Source organism: Kitasatospora sp. NPDC059327 (assembly GCF_042752535.1).
Classification (GTDB): Bacteria; Actinomycetota; Actinomycetes; order Streptomycetales; family Streptomycetaceae; genus Kitasatospora.
This window is the reverse complement of the sequence record NZ_JBHYYB010000015.1, coordinates 1-17034: the sequence shown is the minus strand read 5'-3', so window position 1 is coordinate 17034 and position 17034 is coordinate 1. Positions and strand designations below refer to the sequence as shown.

Genomic DNA, 17034 nt, shown 5'->3' with positions numbered 1-17034 from the left:
CGGGGCCGCCGCCGATTTCACGGGAAGCCACCGGTGCGGTTAGACTCGTGAAAATGCTCGGCGAGGGATGCCGTGTGCCTGCTCGTCGGGTGCCCGCTCCGTGATCGACGCGCTGCTGGAGCCGGTTATCCCGGTTGTCGGCAGAGGTCGTGCGCCGCCGAGTGACCCCCGAACGTACTGTGGGTGTGGTCCCGGCGGTTTTTCGCGTTGCCTGCACCCCCGCGCCAGTTTTCACGAGGAGTGCAGTCGTGTCCGAGATCCGCATCGCCGCTGAGACCCGTTCCGAGTTCGGTAAGGGCGCTGCCCGCCGGGCCCGCCGTGCCGGCCTGGTCCCCGGTGTCGTCTACGGCCACGGCCACGCCCCGGTTCACCTGAACCTGCCCGGCCACGACCTGATGATGGCCCTGAAGACCCCGAACGCCCTGCTGGTCGTTCCGATCGAGGGCAAGGACGAGTACGTCCTGCCGAAGGCCATCCAGCGCCAGGCCATCAAGCGCACCATCGAGCACGTCGACCTGCTGCTCGTGAAGCGCGGCGAGAAGGTCACCGTCGAGATCCCGGTCGTCACCGAGGGCGAGCTGGCCCCCGGCGGCAACCTGCTGGAGCACGTCCTCAACGCGCTGCCGGTCGAGGCCGAGGCCACCCACCTGCCCGAGTCCGTGACCGTCTCGGTCGAGGGCCTGGAGGCCGGTGCCTCCATCACCGCCGGTGACATCCAGCTGCCCAAGGGCACCTCGCTGGCCGTCGAGGCCGACGCCGTCGTGCTGCAGGTCATCGGCGCCCAGGCCTCGCAGGCCGACGCGGACGCCGAGGCCGCCGAGGCCGAGGCCGGCGCCGAGGCCTGAGCCTCCCGCACTGCCTGACCGCTGCCCCGGCCGCTCCGTACTGGAGCGGCCGGGGCAGCGGTGTGTCCGGGATGATGTCGACGAGCGAGAGCACGAGGAGCGATGCGATGAGCGAGGACGCGTACGAGGGCCCCTGGCTGGTGGTCGGGCTGGGCAATCCGGGGGAGCAGTACGCCCGGAACCGGCACAACATCGGCTTCATGGTGGCCGATCTGCTGGCGGAGCGGATGGGCGCCAGGTTCAAGGCCCACAAGAGCCGGGCGCAGGTGGCCGAGGGGCGGCTGTCGGGCCGCCGGGTGGTGCTGGCCAAGCCGATGTCCTTCATGAACCTCTCGGGCGGCCCGGTGACCGCCCTGCGGGACTTCTACAAGGCGCCGGCCTCGGCCCTGGTGGCCGTCCACGACGAGCTGGACATCGACTACGCGGCGCTGCGGCTGAAGCTCGGCGGCGGCGACAACGGCCACAACGGGCTGAAGTCGATCACCAAGTCGCTGGGCCCGGACTACTACCGGGTGCGCTGCGGGATCGGCCGCCCCCCGGGCCGGATGGAGGTCGCGGACTTCGTCCTGAAGGACTTCTCCGCCACCGAGCGCAAGGAGCTGGAGTGGTTCGTCGACCGGTCGGCGGACGCCGTGGAGGCGCTGCTCTCCGACGGCTTGGAGCGGGCCCAGGGCGTCTACCACTCCTGACCGCGGCCCGGCCCGGCCGCCGGTGGGGCGAGGGGCGCCCCGCTCCGGGCCGCCCGGTCCCGGCGGGTACTGACCCGCCGTCAGGGGCGCTGTCGCGCAAGGGGCCCGGCTCCCGCTCGCCGCGCCCCGCCCTCCCGCCGGGCGCGTTGGCGGGATCGCGTGGTGGCGGGTGGTACCCGACGTGGCCGACTGCGCAACAGTCGTACAACGCTTGGCGTCCAAACCTGAATGGGTGTGAGAAACCTGTGCGGGATCGGATAACGTCAGGCCCGTACGCGAACGGGTCCTGGGGAGTTCTCGATGCGGAGTTTGCGGCCGATCCGGCACCTGCGGCCGGTCCGGGTGGCACGGCTGAGGAAGCTCGGCCGGAGGGTCGGTACGGCCGGCGCGCTGGGGGCGGCCGGAGTGCTGCTCTCCGGCGGTGGCGTGGCGCACGCGGACTCGGTGGCGGAGCCCGATCCCGGTGTGGTGTCCCAGGATCCCGCCTCGGCGCAGTTCGGCCCGGTGCTCGGCGGTTCGGTCGGCGGTGACGCGGGCCTGCTGGCCGTCGGCGGCGGCCTGGTCGTGGCGGCGGGCGGCGCGGCCCTCTGGGTGAAGCGCCGGCGCGCGGGCGATCCGGGAGAGTGACGAGGTCCGCGGGGGCCGGGTCCGGGACACCGGGCGCCGGTCCCCGCGGGTTTTCCGGGGCGTGTCATCCGTTTTCCGCCGCCGGTGCGTCCTGGGGGCATGAAGCGCGAATCGATCCGGTCGACGGGCACCGGAAGTGACCCGTTCGACGAGTTCGTCTCGGCGCGGTACCAGCCCTTGCTGCGCGGCGCGTTCCTGATCACCGGGGACGTCCACGACGCCCGGGACCTGCTGCACGACGCCCTGGCCCGGGTCTACCCCCGGCGCGGTGCGATCAGGGACCCGGCGGCGGCCGAGGGCTACGTCCGCAAGGCGATGGTCCGCACCCATGTGTCGCGGTGGCGGCGGACCCGTCGGGAGGTGCTGACGCCCTTTCTGCCGGACGTCCCGGCAGCGGCGGTGGAGACGCGGGACGACCGGCTGGAGGCGGCCCTGCGGGCACTGCCGCCGCGTCAGCGGGCGGTGGTGGTGCTGCGCTACTACATCGACCTGCCGGTGGCGCAGGTCGCCGAGGAGCTCGGCTGTTCGGTGGCGACCGCCAAGACCCATCTGGCCCGCGCGATGAGGACGCTTCGGCAGGAGCTGGCACCGGTGGAGGAGATGGTCGGTCATGGTGGCTGAGGACAGGACGGCGGACGGCCTCGGGGCCGGCGGCGCGGACGCCTTCGAGGAGGAGCTGACCGTCCGGCTCGGGGCGCGGGCACGGGGGGTGAGCGGCCGCGCGCCGCTCGCCGACCTGCGGCGGGCCGGGCAGCGGCGGGCCCGGCACCGGACGGTGGCACGGGTGGTGGCGGGGGCGGCGGTGCTGGCCCTCGGGGCGGGGGCGTTGACGCAGATCGGCGGCGGAGCGGCCGGCGGCACCGCGCGGGTGGCGGCGGTCGGCGGGTCGGGCGCGCCGGAGCTGTCCTGGGAACAGGCCGGACTGCCCATCCTGGGGTGCCCGTCCGGTCCGACGGCGAACCGGACACCGGGCTGGACGGGGGCACCGAAGTCCTCGGGGTCGGCCTCGGGTTCGTCTTCGGGCGGTCCGACGTCGGGTTCCTCGTCGGGGTGGCCGGGTGGTTCGGCGTCGGGGTCGTCGCCCGGGTGGCCGACGGGTTCGTCTTCGGGCGGTCCGACGTCGGGTTCCTCGTCGGGGTGGCCGGGGGGCCCGTCCTCGGCTCCGTCGACCGGGCCCTGGTCGGGCTCGCCGTCGTCGTCCGGGTCGGCCTCCGCACCCGCGGGCCGGCCGTCCCCGGGGTGGCCGAGGAACGTCGAGCTGTTCGAGCTCTCCCGGGTGGTCGTCGAGCTGGCCGCCACCGAGTACCGGGACCAGTACTTCGGGGCGTGCTCCGACTCCTCGACGCTCACCCTCTACGTGATGCGGGTGCCGGGCGGCGACTTCGACCGGGCCGTGACCGAGCGGGTGGCGGAGCGGTTGCCGGGGTCCGGGGCGCGGCTGAGGTTCTGGGACGCGGCCGGTCCGCGGTCGGCGTCGGTCGACCTCGTGAACCGGATCACGGCGGACGCGGCCGGGTACTGGAAGGAGCGCGGGGTCGACATCACCAACGTGTCGCTCTGCCTGGACGGTGCCGGGGTGCGGGTGGACAGCCCGCAGGCGGACAGCGCCCGGGCGGAGATCACCGCCCGGTACGGCCGGCTGGTGGCCGAGGTCGTCCGGGTCGGCTGACCCGGCGACGCGAAGGGCCCTGCGACACCCCTCGGCGGGGGTGTCGCAGGGCCCTTCGGCGTGGCGGCGCCGGTCAGCCGGTGTTGCGCAGGCCGGCGGCGATGCCGTTGACGGTCAGCAGCAGGGCGCGGGCCCGCAGCGGGTCCTCCGGGCGGCCGGTGCCGGCCTCCTCGCGCTGGCGGCGCAGCAGCGCGACCTGGAGGTAGGAGATCGGGTCGAGGTAGGCGTCGCGGACGGTGAAGGTCTGCTTCAGCACGGGGTTGTGCTCCAGCAGTTCGTTCTCGCCGGTGAGCCGGAGCACCTCGCGCAGGGTCCGCTCGTGTTCGGCGGTGATCTGGTCGAAGACGTGGTGCAGCTCGGCGGGCACCAGCTGCTCGACGTAGTGGCGGGCGATCCGCAGGTCGGTCTTGGCCAGCGTCATGGCGACGTTGGACAGGAAGTTGCGGAAGAAGTGCCACTGGCCGTACATCTCGTCCAGGACGTCGCCGAGACCCGCGTCACGGGCGGCGGCGAGGCCGGCGCCGACGCCGAACCAGCCGGGGACGATCTGGCGGGACTGGGTCCAGCCGAACACCCACGGGATGGCCCGCAGGCCGTCCAGACCGGCGCCGGAGTCGGGGCGGCGGGACGGGCGGGAGCCCAGGTGCAGCGAGGCGAGCTGGTCGACCGGGGTGGCCGCGAAGAAGTACTTCGGCAGGTCCTCCTGCTCGACCAGGGCGCGGTAGGCGGTGTGGGCGGCCGCGGAGACCTGGTCCATCGCGGCGTCCCAGCGGGCCAGCTCCTCGGGGGCCTGCCGCGGGGCGGTGTGCAGCGCCGAGGCGGAGAGGGTGGCCGAGATGGTCAGTTCGAGGTTCTCCCGGGCGAGCGAGGGCAGCAGGTACTTGTCGGAGATGACCTCGCCCTGCTCGGTGACCTTGATCTCGCCCTCCAGGGTGCCCCACGGCTGGGCCAGGATGGCCTCGTGCGAGGGGCCGCCGCCGCGGCCGACGGTGCCGCCGCGGCCGTGGAACAGTCGCAGCCGGATCCCGTAGCGGTGGGCGACGTCGCGCAGCCGGCGCTGGGCGCGGTGGATCTCCCACTGGGAGGTGGTGATGCCGCCGAACTTGGAGGAGTCGGAGTAGCCGAGCATGACCTCCTGGACGTCGCCGCGCAGCGAGACGAGCAGCCGGTAGGAGGGGTCGGAGAGCATCTCGTCCAGGATCCGGTCGGCCTCCTGGAGCTCGTCGGTGGTCTCCAGCAGCGGCACGATGCCGATCTTGGCGATACCGGCGTGCAGGTCGATCAGACCGGCCTCGCGGGCCAGCACGGTGGCGGCGAAGACATCGTCGGCGCCCTGGCACATCGAGATGATGTAGCTCTCGACGATCTCGTCGCCGAACCGCTCGAAGCCCTCGCGGATGGTGCTGAAGACGCCGAGGGTCTTGGTGCCGGCGGCGTCCAGCGGAGCCGGGGTGGGGGCGAGCGGGCGGCGCGAGCGGAGCTCCTTGGCGAGCAGCTTCTGCCGGTACTCGCGGGGCATGTCGGCGTAGCGCCAGGCCTCCTCGCCGAGCCGGTCGAAGAGCTGGCCGAGCGCGTGGTGGTGGGCCTCCGCGTGCTCGCGGACGTCCATCGTGGCGAGCTGGAGCCCGAAGGCCTCGATGGTGCGGATGGCGCGGGCGAGCCGGCCGTCGGCGATCAGCCCGCCGCGGTGGGAGCGCAGCGACTCCTGGATCAGCCGGAGGTCGGCGATGAGCTCGCGGGTGCCGAGGTAGTCGCGGCCCGGGAGGTGCGGGGTGCCCTGGGAGAGCCGCTCGCGGGTGTTCTCCAGCTTGAGCCGGACGCAGGTGGCCTTGAGGCGGTAGGGCTCCTCGGCGTTCATCCGCTTGTAGCGCGGGCTGAGCTCGGGGAGCACCTCCAGGTCGGCGTTGAGCGAGGCGAGCAGCTCGGCCGAGGCGCCGGCCAGGCGCTCGGAGGTGGAGAGCGAGTTGCGCAGGTCGTCGACGGCCGCGAGGGCGTCCATGATGCCGTACTCGTGCTGGAGGTTGAGGACGTCCCAGGTGACCTGCGGGGTGACGTTGGGGTTGCCGTCGCGGTCGCCGCCGATCCAGGTGCCGAAGGTGAGCGGGCGGACGCCGTCGGGGAGCGTGAGGCCGACCCGGGCGAGCTCCTCGTGCAGCTCCTCCAGGACCTCGGGAACGGCCTCGCGGTACAGCTCGTCCAGGTAGTAGACGGCGTTGCGGGCCTCGTCGGTGGGCTCGGGGCGGGCGATCCGCAGCTCGTCGGTCTGCCACAGCAGGTCGATGACCTCGGCGAGGCGGCGGTCGGCCTGCCGCTTGGCGGAGGAGGTGCGGGCCGGGTCGGCGTGCGAGAGGCCGGCGGCGATCTGCTCGCGGTGGATCCGGTCGAGGAGTTCGCCGATCCGGCGGAGCTTGTTGAGGACGCTGCGGCGGGCGGCCTCGGTCGGGTGGGCCGTGAAGACCGGACGGACGGCCAGGTGGGCCAGGGTGTCCTGGAGGTGCTTCGGGTCGGCCTCGGCGAGCTGGTCCGCGGTCTGGGCGAGCAGCGAGCCCTCGCGGGCGCGGCGGGTGGCCAGCTCCCGGCCGCGGTGCACCTGCTCGGTGACGTTGGCGAGGTGGAAGTAGGTGGAGAAGGCGCGGACCAGCTTGGCGGCGGTCTCCAGGTCGATGTCGGAGAGCAGCTCGGCGGTGGCCTCGCCGTCGGTGCGACTGAGCAGTCGGACCTGTTCGACCAGGCCCAGCAGCTGGGGGCCCTCCTGGCGGACCAGGGTCTCGCCGAGCAGGTCGCCGAGGCGGCGGATGTCCGCGCGCAGGGCTGTGTTGTCAGCGTCGGCGCCGGCTGAGCCGACACGGCTGGGGCTGTCCGCCGGAGTGGGGACCGGAGCGGTCACGGCTGGCTCCCTGTGGTGGTGGGGTTCGGCAACGGCTCATCGTCACAGTTCCCCGCACGTGTGGCGGGTGTGACGCGTGCGGACCGCGCTGTCCGACGCGACCCAGCATAGGTGTCGGGGCGGTTGCTGTCCGCGAGGTGGCCGGATGGCGGACAAGATCACAGGCCGCCCATGTGGTCTGGACCACTTGAGGGCCCCGACGGGTGTCGGAACGGAACCGGGTGGGGATGGATCAAGGTTCACGCTTAGGCTGTGGTGCTATGAGCAAGTCGCCTGGGGAGCGCGAGCGGGACCGGTCGTTCTGGTGGTGGGAGCGGCGGCGCAGCGCTCTCCTGGACATCGGGCTGGCCGTGTTGGCGGCGTTGGAGTGCGCGGCCAGCGCGGTCGCCTTCGTAATGTCCCGGATCCACCTCGGGGCGGCCGCGATCGTCGGGGTCGCGCTGTTCGGCGCGTTGGCGGGCGTCACCCTGGTCCTGCGGCGGCGCTGGCCGGCGGTGCCGGTGCTGGTGGCCCTGGTGGCGATGCCCGGGATGCTGGGCGTGGTGCTGCTGACGGTGTCGCTCTACACGCTCGCCGAGACCTGGGAGTGGCCGACCCGGCGCCGGCGGGTGGTGGCGCTGTCGGCGCTGGCCTTCGCCGAGGCGGTCGGCGTGATGCTGGTGTCCATGCTCACCCCCTCCGACCTGGCGGTGGAACAGCCGCCGCTCTGGGGACAGGTGCTGCTGTCGGTGCTGGTGGCCGTCGGCCTGACCGTGCCGCCGGTGGTGACCGGCCTGTACGTGGGCGCGCGACGGCGGCTGATCGAGTCGCTCAAGGACCGTGCGCACGGCCTGGAGACCGAGCTGGACCTGCTCGCCGAACAGGCCCGCGAGCGCGCCCGCCGGGCCCGGCTGGAGGAGCGGACCAGGATCGCCCGGGAGATGCACGACGTGGTGGCCCACCGGGTGTCGCTGATGGTGGTGCACGCCGGGGCGCTGGAGCGGATCGTGGCGAAGGACCCGGAGAAGGCGGCGCAGAGCGCCAAGCTGATGGGGGAGGTCGGCCGGCAGGCGCTGAACGAGCTGCGCGAGATCCTCGGGGTGCTGCGGATGTCGGACGACACCGCGGCGGAGCCGGACTCGCTGGTCGCGCTGCCCCGGTTGGTCGACCAGTCGCGGGCGGCCGGCATGGCCGTCACCCTGACCGTCAGCGGCAGCCGCCAGGAGTTCACCGGCGAGGCCGAGCAGACCGCCTACCGGGTGGTGCAGGAGGGCCTGACCAACGCGCACAAGCACGCCGGCGGCGCCCAGGTCTCGGTGCTGCTCGCCTACGCCCCCAACGGTGTTCGGGTCACCGTGGTGAACGCCTGTCCGGGCGGTGAGCGGGCCGCCGCGGCACTGCCCAGCGGGGGCAACGGACTGATCGGGATGCGCGAGCGGGTGGTCGCGCTGGGCGGCACCTTCTCGGCGGGACCGGAGTCGGACGGCGGGTTCCGGGTGGAGGCGGTGCTGCCGTCCCGGCTGGCCGTCCGGGCCGACCGGCTGGCGTGAGGCCGCGGGCCGGGCGCCTCGCGGGCCGGGCGCCTCCGGTGGAGGCGGTTCCGGGTGGGGCCGGTCGGTCGATCAGTCCTCGTCGGCGGTGCGCAGCCGCTCGGGGGCGGTGCCGAGGACGAGGGCGGTGATCGCCTGGTCGATGCCGTGGCCGAGGAACCATTCGCCGGTGTGGTCCAGGCTGTAGACCCGGCCCGCCTCGTCGACGGCCAGCAGGGCCTGGCCGTACGCCTCCTCGCCGAGCGGGGCGAGCCGGGTGTCCAGGGCGCGCCCGAGGTCGGCCAGGGTGCGCGGCTGGTGGAGTCCGCGGAGCGGGTCCACCAGGAAGGGCGTGCGGGCGAGCTGGCGCCCCGGGCCGGCGAGGTCGAAGGCGAGGCCGCCGAACTCGGCCCAGGCCTCCACCGCCGCCGGGAACACGGTGTGTCCGACGTCGGCCGGGCCGCCGTACGCCGCCAGGGTGTCGGCCCACTCCTCGGCCTGGCGGATCTGCCAGCGGCCGGGGTGCCAGCCGGCCGCCTTGAGCTCGGCGGCGACGTCGGCGGGAAAGCGCGGGCGGGTCCGCTGGGCGGGCCCGGCCAGTGTGCTCGGCGGGGGCGGCGGCGGGCTGGGCGGGTTCAGGGCGGGCTCCGGTGGCTCGGGGACAGGGGGCGTACGAGGGGCGTGGTCAGCCGGCGGGCGGGCCGACGGCGACGCTCTGCACGGTGAAGTGCTCCAGCAGCGGCAGGCAGGAACGGCAGGGCGGGGCGTGGGTGCCGTGTGCCGGGTCGTGCTCCTCGCGGATCCGTACGGTGGTCAGCCGGGAGCCCTTGAGCGCCTTGCGGGCCTCGGGCAGGCTCATCGGCTTGCGGGAGGCGCGCTTGGAGCGTTTGCCGTCCACGAGGGTCAGGTACTGGGAGAGCAGGACGGCCTCCGGGCAGCGGCCGGTGAAGCGTTCGCGGTGCTCCAGCGGCAGCGCGTCCAGGAACGCGCCGACCAGCGGGTGCAGGGCCGGGCGCCGGGCGGGCTTGTCGCCGGCCAGGGTGTGTACCTCGCCGCCCTTCAGCGACAGGGCGGCGGCGACGGCGGGCAGCAGGCTGTCGCGAAGATGGCGCAGTACGGGCGGGCCGTCCGGTTCGCCGGTGGTCATGCCTCGTCCTCCTCCTGTTTCTCCGCTGGTGGTACGGCTGAGCGGGGTCAGTCCGGGGCAAGCCTGTCAAATGGCACCGACATCCGCACAACCGGGGGGTGACGGAGGGTGGCGGGCGGCGGCGGGCGGCGCGCCGGGCACGCCGTGTTGGCCGGATCCGCACGCCATCGTCACGACTCGTCCCCGGGTTTCCCCAATCCGCCCCCGGCCGGGGGCGGTGGCCGGTAGCGTTCCAGCAGCGAGCCAAGGGGGTGGCCGGTCCCCGGGGGGTTGATCGGCTGTTCGGCAACTCCTTTGCTCGGCATGGCCGTTGAGGCCGCCGGGGCACGGGCGCCCCGGCGCGCGGCCGGAAGGACGCGCCGGTACGGGCGCCCCGACGGCCAAGTCGACGACGAGCAAGGGGGGTCTTGCTGATGACGGAGACGGAAACCGCCAACGAAGCGCCCGGCGAGCACGTGCCCACACCGGGTGTGCCGCCGCAGCCCGCGCCCGCGCACCCGATCGGGATCGCGGTGGTCGGGGCCGGCTACTGGGGCCCGAACCTGGTCCGCAACGCGCAGCAGACGCCGGCACTGCGCCTGCACTGGCTCTGCGACCTGGACGAGGGCAAGTCCCGGCGGGTGCTGGGGGAGTACAGCACCGTCCGGTCCACCACCTCGTTCGCGCAGGTGCTCGCGGACGAACGGGTCGGCGCGGTCGCCGTGGCCACGCCCGCCGCCGCGCACTACCGGCTGGTCCGGGCCGCGCTGGAGGCGGGCAAGCACGTCCTGGTGGAGAAGCCGATCACCACGTCGGCCGCGGAGGCCGCCGAGCTGGTGGCGCTCGCCGAGGAGCGCGGGTTGGTGCTGATGTGCGACCACACCTTCTGCTACACGCCCGTGGTGCGCCGGATCCGCGAACTGGTGCACGGCGGGGAGATCGGCGACGTCCAGTTCTTCGACTCGGTGCGGATCAACCTCGGGCTGGTCCAGCCGGACGTGGACGTGCTCTGGGACCTCGCCCCGCACGACCTGTCCATCCTCGACTTCGTGCTGCCGCCCGGCGTCGAACCGATCGGCGTCTCCGCCCAGGGCGCCGACCCGATCGGCGCCGGCCGGGCCTGCGTGGCCTACCTGACGGTCCGGCTGAGCAACGGCGCGCTGGCGCACTGCCACGTCAACTGGCTCTCCCCGACGAAGGTCCGCACCACGCTCATCGGCGGCTCGCGGCGCACCCTGGTCTGGGACGACCTCAACCCGCAGGCCCGGCTCGCGGTGCACGACCGCGGCGTGGACCTCACCCCGCCCGACGAGCTGACCGACGCGATCCGCCACCGGACGCAGATCTCCTACCGGGTGGGCGAGATGGTCGCGCCCGCGCTGGTCGAGCAGGAGGCGCTGCGCAACGTGATGGCCGAGTTCGCCGCCGCCATCACCGAGGGCCGGGCCCCGCTCACCGACGGCCGGTCCGGGCTGCGCGTGCTGCAGCTGCTGGAGGCCGCCTCGCTCAGCCTGGAACTCGGCGGCGCCACCGTCCCGGTGGGCGCCGGGCTCGACGACGCTGTGACGATCGACCGACTGTCCGACGCACACGAGAGGGCCGCCGCGCGGTGAACGCTGTACAGATCGAGGGCTCCCGCTGCCTGGTCACGGGCGGGGCCGGCACCATCGGCTCCACCGTGGTCGACCAGCTGATCGAGGCGGGCGCCCGCGAGGTGATCGTGCTCGACAACTTCGTCCGCGGCCGCAGGGCCAACCTGGCGTACGCCCAGGAGATCGCCGCACCCGGACAGCTGCGGGTGGTGGACGGTGACATCCGCGACCGCAGGCTCCTGCGCGAGCTGCTGGACCCCGGCACCGACCTGCTCCTCCACCTGGCCGCGATCCGGATCACCCAGTGCGCCACCGAGCCCCGGCTGGCCCTGGAGATCATGGTGGACGGGGCCTTCGACGTGGTCGAGGCCGCCGCGGAGGTCGGCGTCGGCAAGCTGATCGCCTCCTCCACCGCCTCCGTCTACGGCCTCGCCGACGTCTTCCCGACGCCCGAGACCCAGCACCCGTACCACAACGACACCCTGTACGGGGCGGCCAAGGTCTTCAACGAGGGCCTGCTGCGCAGCTTCCACGCCATGACCGGACTGGACTACGTGGTGCTCCGGTACTTCAACGTGTACGGGCCCCGGATGGACGTCCACGGCAAGTACACCGAGGTGTTCATCCGCTGGATGGAGCGGATCGCCGCCGGGCAGCCGCCGCTGATCTTCGGGGACGGCGCGCAGACCATGGACTTCGTCTACACCGAGGACATCGCCCGGGCCAACCTGCTGGCCGCCGCGGCGCCCGTCACCGACCGGGTCTACAACATCGCCAGTGGTACCGAGGTCTCGCTGCGCGGCCTGGCCGACGCCCTGCTCACCGCGATGGACCGCACCGACCTGGACGTCGAGCACGGCCCGGCCCGGGGCACGGCCGGCGGCGTGGTCCGGCGCCTGGCGGACATCACCGCCGCCGAGCACGACCTCGGCTGGAAGCCCGAACTGGGCCTCGACGACGGCCTGCGCAGGCTGGTCGCCTGGTGGCGCGAGCAGTAGTCCCCCTTGTCTGCACGGCAGTTCGGAGTACACCTGTGTCCACCATCCCCGTCATGATTCCCTGGCTCGGCGAGGAGGAGGCCCTCGCCGCCGCCGAGGCCGTCCGCTCCGGCTGGGTGGCCCAGGGCCCCCGGGTCGCCGCGTTCGAGCGGGCCTTCGCCGAGCACCTCGGGGTGCCGCACGCGGTCGCGGTCTCCTCCTGCACCACCGCCCTGCACCTGGCGCTGATCGGCGCCGGCGTCGGGCCGGGGGACGAAGTGGTCGTCCCCTCGCTCTCCTTCATCGCCACCGCCAACGCCGTCACCTACGTCGGTGCCGTCCCGGTCTTCGCCGACGTGGACGCCACCACCGGCAACCTCACCGCCGCCACCGTCGAACCGCTGCTCACCGGGCGGACGAAGGCGGTGATCGCGGTCGACCAGGGCGGGGTCCCGGTCGACCTGGACTCGCTCCAGGAGCTGGTCGAGCCGTGCGGCGCCACCGTGGTCGAGGACGCCGCCTGCGCGGCCGGCTCGGTCTACCGGGACCGGCCGGTGGGCAGCACGGCCGCGTTCGCCGCCTACTCCTTCCACCCGCGCAAACTGCTCACCACCGGGGAGGGCGGCATGGTCACCTGCCAGGACGGCGCGACCGCCGCCCGGCTGCGCCGGCTGCGTGAGCACGGGATGAGCGTCTCGGCCGCCGACCGGCACGCCGCGCGGGGCGGGGCCGGGCCGCTGGAGACGTACGACGAGATCGGCTTCAACCACCGGATGACCGACATCCAGGCGGCGATCGGCCTGGTCCAACTGCGCAAGCTGCCGGCCATGGTCGCCCGGCGGCGCGAACTCGCCGAACGGTACCGGGCGCTGCTGGCCGGCACCGGCGCCCGGCTGGTGGCCGACCCGGCGCACGGCAGCACCAACTACCAGTCCTGCTGGCTGGTGCTGCCGGACGGTGCCCGCGACAGCCGGACGGTGCTCGACGCCCTCGCCGCCGAGGGCGTCTCCGCCCGGCGCGGCATCATGGCGGCCCATCTGGAGGCCCCGTACAAGGGCACCGCGCGGGTGTCGCTGCCCGCCACCGAGCTGCTCACCCACCGCTCGCTGATCCTGCCGCTCTACCACGCGCTCACCGAGCGGCAGCAGGACCGGGTGGTCGACGCCCTGCGCGCGGCCCTCGGCTGAGCCGGACCACCCGGCCCCCGTCGACGGCCCCCGCTCCCGGGCCCGCCCACCGGCGGGTCCGGGCCGTCGTCGCCGCACGCCCACTCCGATCCGCCGAGACGCCCCAGGGGGAGACCAGGATGACCACCGATCAGTCCGCCGACCGGCCCGTCGATCAGTCCGCCGACCGGTCCGTCGACCAGTCCGTTCCGCTGGTGGACCTGAAGGCCGCGCACGCCGAGGTGGCGGCCGAGGTCCGGGCCGGTTTCGACCGGGTGCTCGCCACCGGCGGCTACATCAGGGGCCCCGAGACGGCCGGCTTCGAGGCCGAGTACGCGGCCTTCTCCGGTACCCGGCACTGCGTCGGCGCCGCCAATGGCACCGACGCGCTCGAACTGGCCCTGCGCGCCCTCGACCTGCGGCCCGGCGGCGGTGTGGTGCTGCCCGCCAACACCTTCGTCGCCACCGCCGAGGCCGTGCTCCGGGCCGGGCTGCGCCCCGTGCTGGTCGACGCCGACCCGGACCACCTGCTCATCGACCCCGAGCGCGCGGCGGACGCGCTGCCCGGTGCCGTCGCGCTGCTGCCCGTCCACCTCAACGGCCAGCTCGCCCCGATGGCCCCGCTGCTGGAACTGGCCGCGGGCCGGCCCGTGGTGGAGGACGCCGCGCAGTCCCAGGGCGCCCGGCAGCACGGCCGGGCCTTCCACGGGCTGATCTCCGCCACCAGCTTCTACCCCGGCAAGAACCTCGGCGCGTACGGGGACGCGGGCGCCGTCGTCACCGACGACGACGGGCTGGCCGCCGCCGTCCGGCTGATCGGCGACCACGGCTCGGGCCGCAAGTACGAGCACGAGCGGTTCGGCTTCAACTCCCGGATGGACGCGCTGCAGGCCGTCGTCCTGCGGGCCAAACTGCGCCGGCTGCCCGACTGGAACGAGGCCCGCCGCGCCGCCGCCGAGCGCTACCACCGGCTGCTGGCCGGCCTCGACGGCGTCACCCTGCCGCGGGTCGCACCCGGCAACGAGCACGTCTGGCACCTGTACGCGGTGCGGATCGGGCCCGGCCGGGACCGGGACGCCGTCCTCGCCGCGCTGCAGGCCGCGGGCATCGGTGCCGGTGTGCACTACCCCGTGCCGGTCCACCTCCAGCCCGCGTTCCGTCATCTCGGCCACGGCGCGGGCGCGTTCCCGGTCGCCGAGCGGGCCGCCCGGGAGCTGCTCACCCTGCCGCTCTACCCGCAGATCACCGGGGGGCAGCAGGAACGCGTCGCCGAGGCGCTGGCCAAGGCGCTCGCCGCCTGATCCCGGCGGGCCGCGCTCCGCCGGTGCCCCCCGGCCCTACCGCTGCCCGTGCGCGTGCGCGTGGCCCCCGTCCGTGCTCTCCGTCCGTGCTCTTCGCCCGCGTGCTCCGGTCGGGCGGAGTCCCCCGGGCGGGGGGCCGCGGGCCGGGGCGACCCCCTACGCTGGTGTCCAGCAAGCGCACCGAATTTGCAGCAGCCAGTGGGGGCTCCCAGATGACGACAGGTCGGCCCGGCGTCGCCGCCGCGCCCAACGCGGCGTACGCAGGTCAGGTGGTGCAGTTCCCGGACCCGGTCCGCGCCGAGCGGCACCCCGCCGGAGTCCGGGTGGACGAGCACGGCCACCCGGACTTCGGCCCGTACGCGGCCGCCGCGGCCGAGGTGGCCGACCCGCCGGCGGGCTTCGGCGTCGACGAACTGCGGCTGACCGACTACGTCTCGGCCAACGCCACGCAGTTCACCCTGGGGCATCCGCTCTGGGCCGACCTGGAGACCGCCGTCGCCACCCCACCCGGGTGGACCTGGCACCACGCGGTCGGCCGGGCCGCGCCCGGCTGGCGGCGGATGGAGCTCGTCCCGGTCGAGGTCAAGGCGCTGCTGCGGCACCACGGCGGCCTGGCCACCTCCACCGCCGACCACAGCCGCCGCGGCACCCGCCCGCTGCAGGAGCGCCGGCCGGTGCACTTCTCGCTCGCCAGGGACGGCGGCGACCCGATCGGCGTCCCCGAGGACCTGGTGCAGCGGGCCGAGGAACGCCTCGGCTACCGGCTGCCCGGCGCCTACCGCACCTTCCTCAAGCTGGCCGGCGGCCGGGCCCCGGTCGGCGTGGCCCTCGACCCCGGGCTCGGGCTGCTGCTCGACCAGCCGTTCCTGACCCTCAGCGAGGAGTACGGCACCGAGGACGTCGTGTACGCCAACAAGTGCCTGCGCGACCACCTCACCAAGGACTACCTGGGCATCGCCTACGCCCAGGGCGGCATCGTGGCGCTCAAGGTCCGCGGCGACCGGATCGGCTCGGTCTGGTTCTGCCTCTACGACGACGCCCGCGACATCGGCACCCCGGAGGCGCCCGAGGAGCGGGTCGCCCGGCTGCTGCTGCCCTGTGGCGAGGACTTCGACGACTTCCTGCTCCGGCTGGCCGGCAGCCCGCCGGAGCTGGAGACGGTCGCGGAGCTGATGGTGGACGGCGGGTTCGCCCGCGCCGTGCCGGTGGGCTGACGTGGCCCGGACGGCTCCGGCGGTGGTGGTAGCGGAACAAGCGGGGACGAAGGGGACAGGGGTGAACCGGGCGTGGTGACGTACGCGCAGGCACAGGAGCTCGCCGACGACTGGATCAACGGCGGGGTGCCGCGTTCGCAGCAGCGCGAGGTGCGGGTCCGGGAGTTCGACCTGGGCTTCGTCTGCTGGGCGGTGCAGCCCGCGGAGGGCGCGGCCGGCGAGACCGGCGGCCGGTCGGACGGCTCCGACGGGACGGGTGGCGCCGGGGGTTCGGCGGCCTCGGGCGGTTCGGTGGCCTCGGGCGGTTCAGCGGGGGAGGCGCGGTTGGTGATCGCCCGTGACTCCGGCGCCAGTACGCTCTGGCCCGCGCTGCCGGTCAACGAGGTGGTCCGGCAGTACGAGGAGGTCTACGGGCGGCCGGTCGCGGCCAATCCGGCCGGGGCGGCGAAGCCCGCGCCCGGGCCGGTCGAGGCGACGTCCTTCCTGCTCAGCCCGCCGCAGTGGCTCCAGGAGGCGGGGGCCGCGGCGATCGCCGCGGAGGCGGAGCGGCTCGGGGCTCCGGCCGCCGTCCCGTCCGTCCCGCCCGCCCCGGCGCCCGCTGTCGCGCCGGCCGTGCCGGTCCCGCCGGTCGTGCCCGAGGCCGGGCCGGCGCCCGCCGTGCTGACCACGCCGCCGGTGTCCGAGCGGCCGGCCGGGGACGCGCCCACCATGCTGGCCCCGCCGCCCGCCCACGGCGGGCCGCTCCAGACGGCCCCGCCCGTCGCCGCGCCGGTGGCCGAGCCGTCGTTCGCCCCGCCCGCCCCGCCCGTCGGCGGTGCCGGTGGTGCCGAGGCGGCGACCGTGCTGCTGCCCGACGGGCTGCGCACCAACGGCGCCGGACTGCCCGGCGCGCCCCGGCCCGGTGCCGAGGCGGCCACCGTGTTGCTGCCCGAGGGCGGTTACGGCATGGCCGCGGTGCCCGCCCCCGCGCCGGCGGCCGAACCCGCGCCGACGGTGCTGGCGCCGCCGGACGGCCTGCCCGGACTGCTGGGTCTGGCCGGCGCACCCGGCCCGGGTGGCCCCGGCGCACCGGCTGCGGGGGTTCCGGCTCCGCCGGCGCCGGGCGGCCCCGGCGTCGATCACGCCGCGACCATGCTGGCCTCGCCGGACGCGCTGCCCGGACTGCTGGGCCTGCCCGGCGCGCCTGGCCCCGGCGCGCCCGCCGCTCCGGCGGCCGGGCCGCCGCACGGGGCGCCCGGCCGGGGTTCGGCCTCCACCCCGCCCCCACCCCCGCCGGCCGCCCTGCGCGGCGGCCCGGCCGCACCGGGCGCGGCACCGGTCTCGCTCGGCCGGGGTTCGGCCTCCGCTCCGCCGCCGCCCCCGCCGGGCGGGCTGCGGCAGTCCCCGGGCGCGGGTGCCCCCGCCGGGGGCGCGGGGGGTCGTGGCGCGGGCTC

The 17034-nt window shown here is 74.9% G+C and carries 14 protein-coding genes and 1 pseudogene; 12 read left to right on the top strand and 3 right to left on the bottom strand.

Annotation, left to right across the window (positions count from 1 at the left end; all coding sequences use genetic code 11):
- The first annotated feature begins 248 nt into the window (after window positions 1-248).
- From ACFXHB_RS12015 to ACFXHB_RS11995, 5 genes are all read left to right on the top strand, one after another.
- A complete protein-coding gene (locus tag ACFXHB_RS12015) occupies window positions 249-845 on the top strand; it encodes a 50S ribosomal protein L25/general stress protein Ctc (protein ID WP_380573877.1) in 597 nt (198 codons plus the stop codon).
- A 107-nt stretch (window positions 846-952) separates the two neighbouring features.
- Window positions 953-1534: an aminoacyl-tRNA hydrolase gene (gene pth / locus ACFXHB_RS12010; protein WP_380573876.1), complete on the top strand. Its 582-nt coding sequence runs from the start codon at window positions 953-955 to the stop codon at window positions 1532-1534.
- 300 nt (window positions 1535-1834) lie between these two features.
- The gene (locus ACFXHB_RS12005; protein ID WP_380573875.1) at window positions 1835-2161 is read left to right on the top strand and encodes a hypothetical protein; all 327 of its coding nucleotides are present in this window, start codon (window positions 1835-1837) and stop codon (window positions 2159-2161) included.
- 99 nt (window positions 2162-2260) lie between these two features.
- A complete protein-coding gene (locus ACFXHB_RS12000) occupies window positions 2261-2782 on the top strand; it encodes a SigE family RNA polymerase sigma factor (RefSeq protein ID WP_380573874.1) in 522 nt (173 codons plus the stop codon).
- Entirely contained in the window at window positions 2772-3830 is a 1059-nt protein-coding gene (locus tag ACFXHB_RS11995; RefSeq protein WP_380573873.1) for a hypothetical protein, read from the top strand. Before ACFXHB_RS12000 ends, ACFXHB_RS11995 begins: the two co-directional genes overlap by 11 nt.
- Before the next feature lie 73 nt (window positions 3831-3903).
- Here ACFXHB_RS11995 and ppc read toward each other — a convergent pair whose 3' ends face one another.
- Window positions 3904-6717 (bottom strand): phosphoenolpyruvate carboxylase, encoded by a 2814-nt coding sequence (gene ppc, locus ACFXHB_RS11990; RefSeq protein ID WP_380573872.1) that lies wholly within the window; start codon window positions 6715-6717, stop codon window positions 3904-3906.
- Between the two features lie 260 nt (window positions 6718-6977).
- Between ppc and ACFXHB_RS11985 the strand changes: the two genes are divergently transcribed.
- Complete coding sequence (locus tag ACFXHB_RS11985; RefSeq protein ID WP_380573871.1) at window positions 6978-8246, top strand: histidine kinase; 1269 nt, start codon at window positions 6978-6980, stop codon at window positions 8244-8246.
- Window positions 8247-8318: 72 nt separating this feature from the next.
- Here the strand turns inward: ACFXHB_RS11985 and ACFXHB_RS11980 are convergent, their stop codons facing one another.
- Window positions 8319-8825 carry an SUKH-3 domain-containing protein gene (locus ACFXHB_RS11980; RefSeq protein ID WP_380573995.1) on the bottom strand — a complete coding sequence of 169 codons (507 nt, stop codon included), beginning with the start codon at window positions 8823-8825 and terminating at the stop codon, window positions 8319-8321.
- A gap of 85 nt (window positions 8826-8910) precedes the next feature.
- Window positions 8911-9372 carry a YwqJ-related putative deaminase gene (locus tag ACFXHB_RS11975; protein ID WP_380573870.1) on the bottom strand — a complete coding sequence of 154 codons (462 nt, stop codon included), beginning with the start codon at window positions 9370-9372 and terminating at the stop codon, window positions 8911-8913.
- 413 nt (window positions 9373-9785) lie between these two features.
- Between ACFXHB_RS11975 and ACFXHB_RS11970 the strand changes: the two genes are divergently transcribed.
- The 6 genes and pseudogenes from ACFXHB_RS11970 to ACFXHB_RS11945 all read left to right on the top strand — a co-directional run.
- Window positions 9786-10964 (top strand): Gfo/Idh/MocA family protein, encoded by a 1179-nt coding sequence (locus ACFXHB_RS11970; protein ID WP_380573869.1) that lies wholly within the window; start codon window positions 9786-9788, stop codon window positions 10962-10964.
- Window positions 10961-11941 carry an NAD-dependent epimerase/dehydratase family protein gene (locus ACFXHB_RS11965; protein WP_380573868.1) on the top strand — a complete coding sequence of 327 codons (981 nt, stop codon included), beginning with the start codon at window positions 10961-10963 and terminating at the stop codon, window positions 11939-11941. The genes ACFXHB_RS11970 and ACFXHB_RS11965 overlap by 4 nt, the downstream gene beginning before the upstream one ends.
- Before the next feature lie 53 nt (window positions 11942-11994).
- Window positions 11995-13107 carry a DegT/DnrJ/EryC1/StrS family aminotransferase gene (locus ACFXHB_RS11960; protein WP_380573867.1) on the top strand — a complete coding sequence of 371 codons (1113 nt, stop codon included), beginning with the start codon at window positions 11995-11997 and terminating at the stop codon, window positions 13105-13107.
- A gap of 119 nt (window positions 13108-13226) precedes the next feature.
- A complete protein-coding gene (locus ACFXHB_RS11955) occupies window positions 13227-14387 on the top strand; it encodes a DegT/DnrJ/EryC1/StrS family aminotransferase (RefSeq protein ID WP_380573866.1) in 1161 nt (386 codons plus the stop codon).
- A gap of 212 nt (window positions 14388-14599) precedes the next feature.
- Entirely contained in the window at window positions 14600-15601 is a 1002-nt protein-coding gene (locus ACFXHB_RS11950; protein WP_380573864.1) for an SMI1/KNR4 family protein, read from the top strand.
- Window positions 15602-15673: 72 nt separating this feature from the next.
- Window positions 15674-17034 (top strand): annotated as a pseudogene (locus tag ACFXHB_RS11945) (hypothetical protein); the annotation flags it as partial.

Coding starts and splice junctions, on each gene's coding strand:
- pth (WP_380573876.1), top strand. CDS start 953: ATGAGCGAGGACGCGTACGAGGGCCCCTGGCTGGTGGTCGGGCTGGGC.
- ACFXHB_RS12005 (WP_380573875.1), top strand. CDS start 1,835: ATGCGGAGTTTGCGGCCGATCCGGCACCTGCGGCCGGTCCGGGTGGCA.
- ACFXHB_RS12000 (WP_380573874.1), top strand. CDS start 2,261: ATGAAGCGCGAATCGATCCGGTCGACGGGCACCGGAAGTGACCCGTTC.
- ACFXHB_RS11995 (WP_380573873.1), top strand. CDS start 2,772: ATGGTGGCTGAGGACAGGACGGCGGACGGCCTCGGGGCCGGCGGCGCG.
- ACFXHB_RS11985 (WP_380573871.1), top strand. CDS start 6,978: ATGAGCAAGTCGCCTGGGGAGCGCGAGCGGGACCGGTCGTTCTGGTGG.
- ACFXHB_RS11975 (WP_380573870.1), bottom strand. CDS start 9,372: ATGACCACCGGCGAACCGGACGGCCCGCCCGTACTGCGCCATCTTCGC.
- ACFXHB_RS11970 (WP_380573869.1), top strand. CDS start 9,786: ATGACGGAGACGGAAACCGCCAACGAAGCGCCCGGCGAGCACGTGCCC.
- ACFXHB_RS11960 (WP_380573867.1), top strand. CDS start 11,995: ATGATTCCCTGGCTCGGCGAGGAGGAGGCCCTCGCCGCCGCCGAGGCC.
- ACFXHB_RS11955 (WP_380573866.1), top strand. CDS start 13,227: ATGACCACCGATCAGTCCGCCGACCGGCCCGTCGATCAGTCCGCCGAC.
- ACFXHB_RS11950 (WP_380573864.1), top strand. CDS start 14,600: ATGACGACAGGTCGGCCCGGCGTCGCCGCCGCGCCCAACGCGGCGTAC.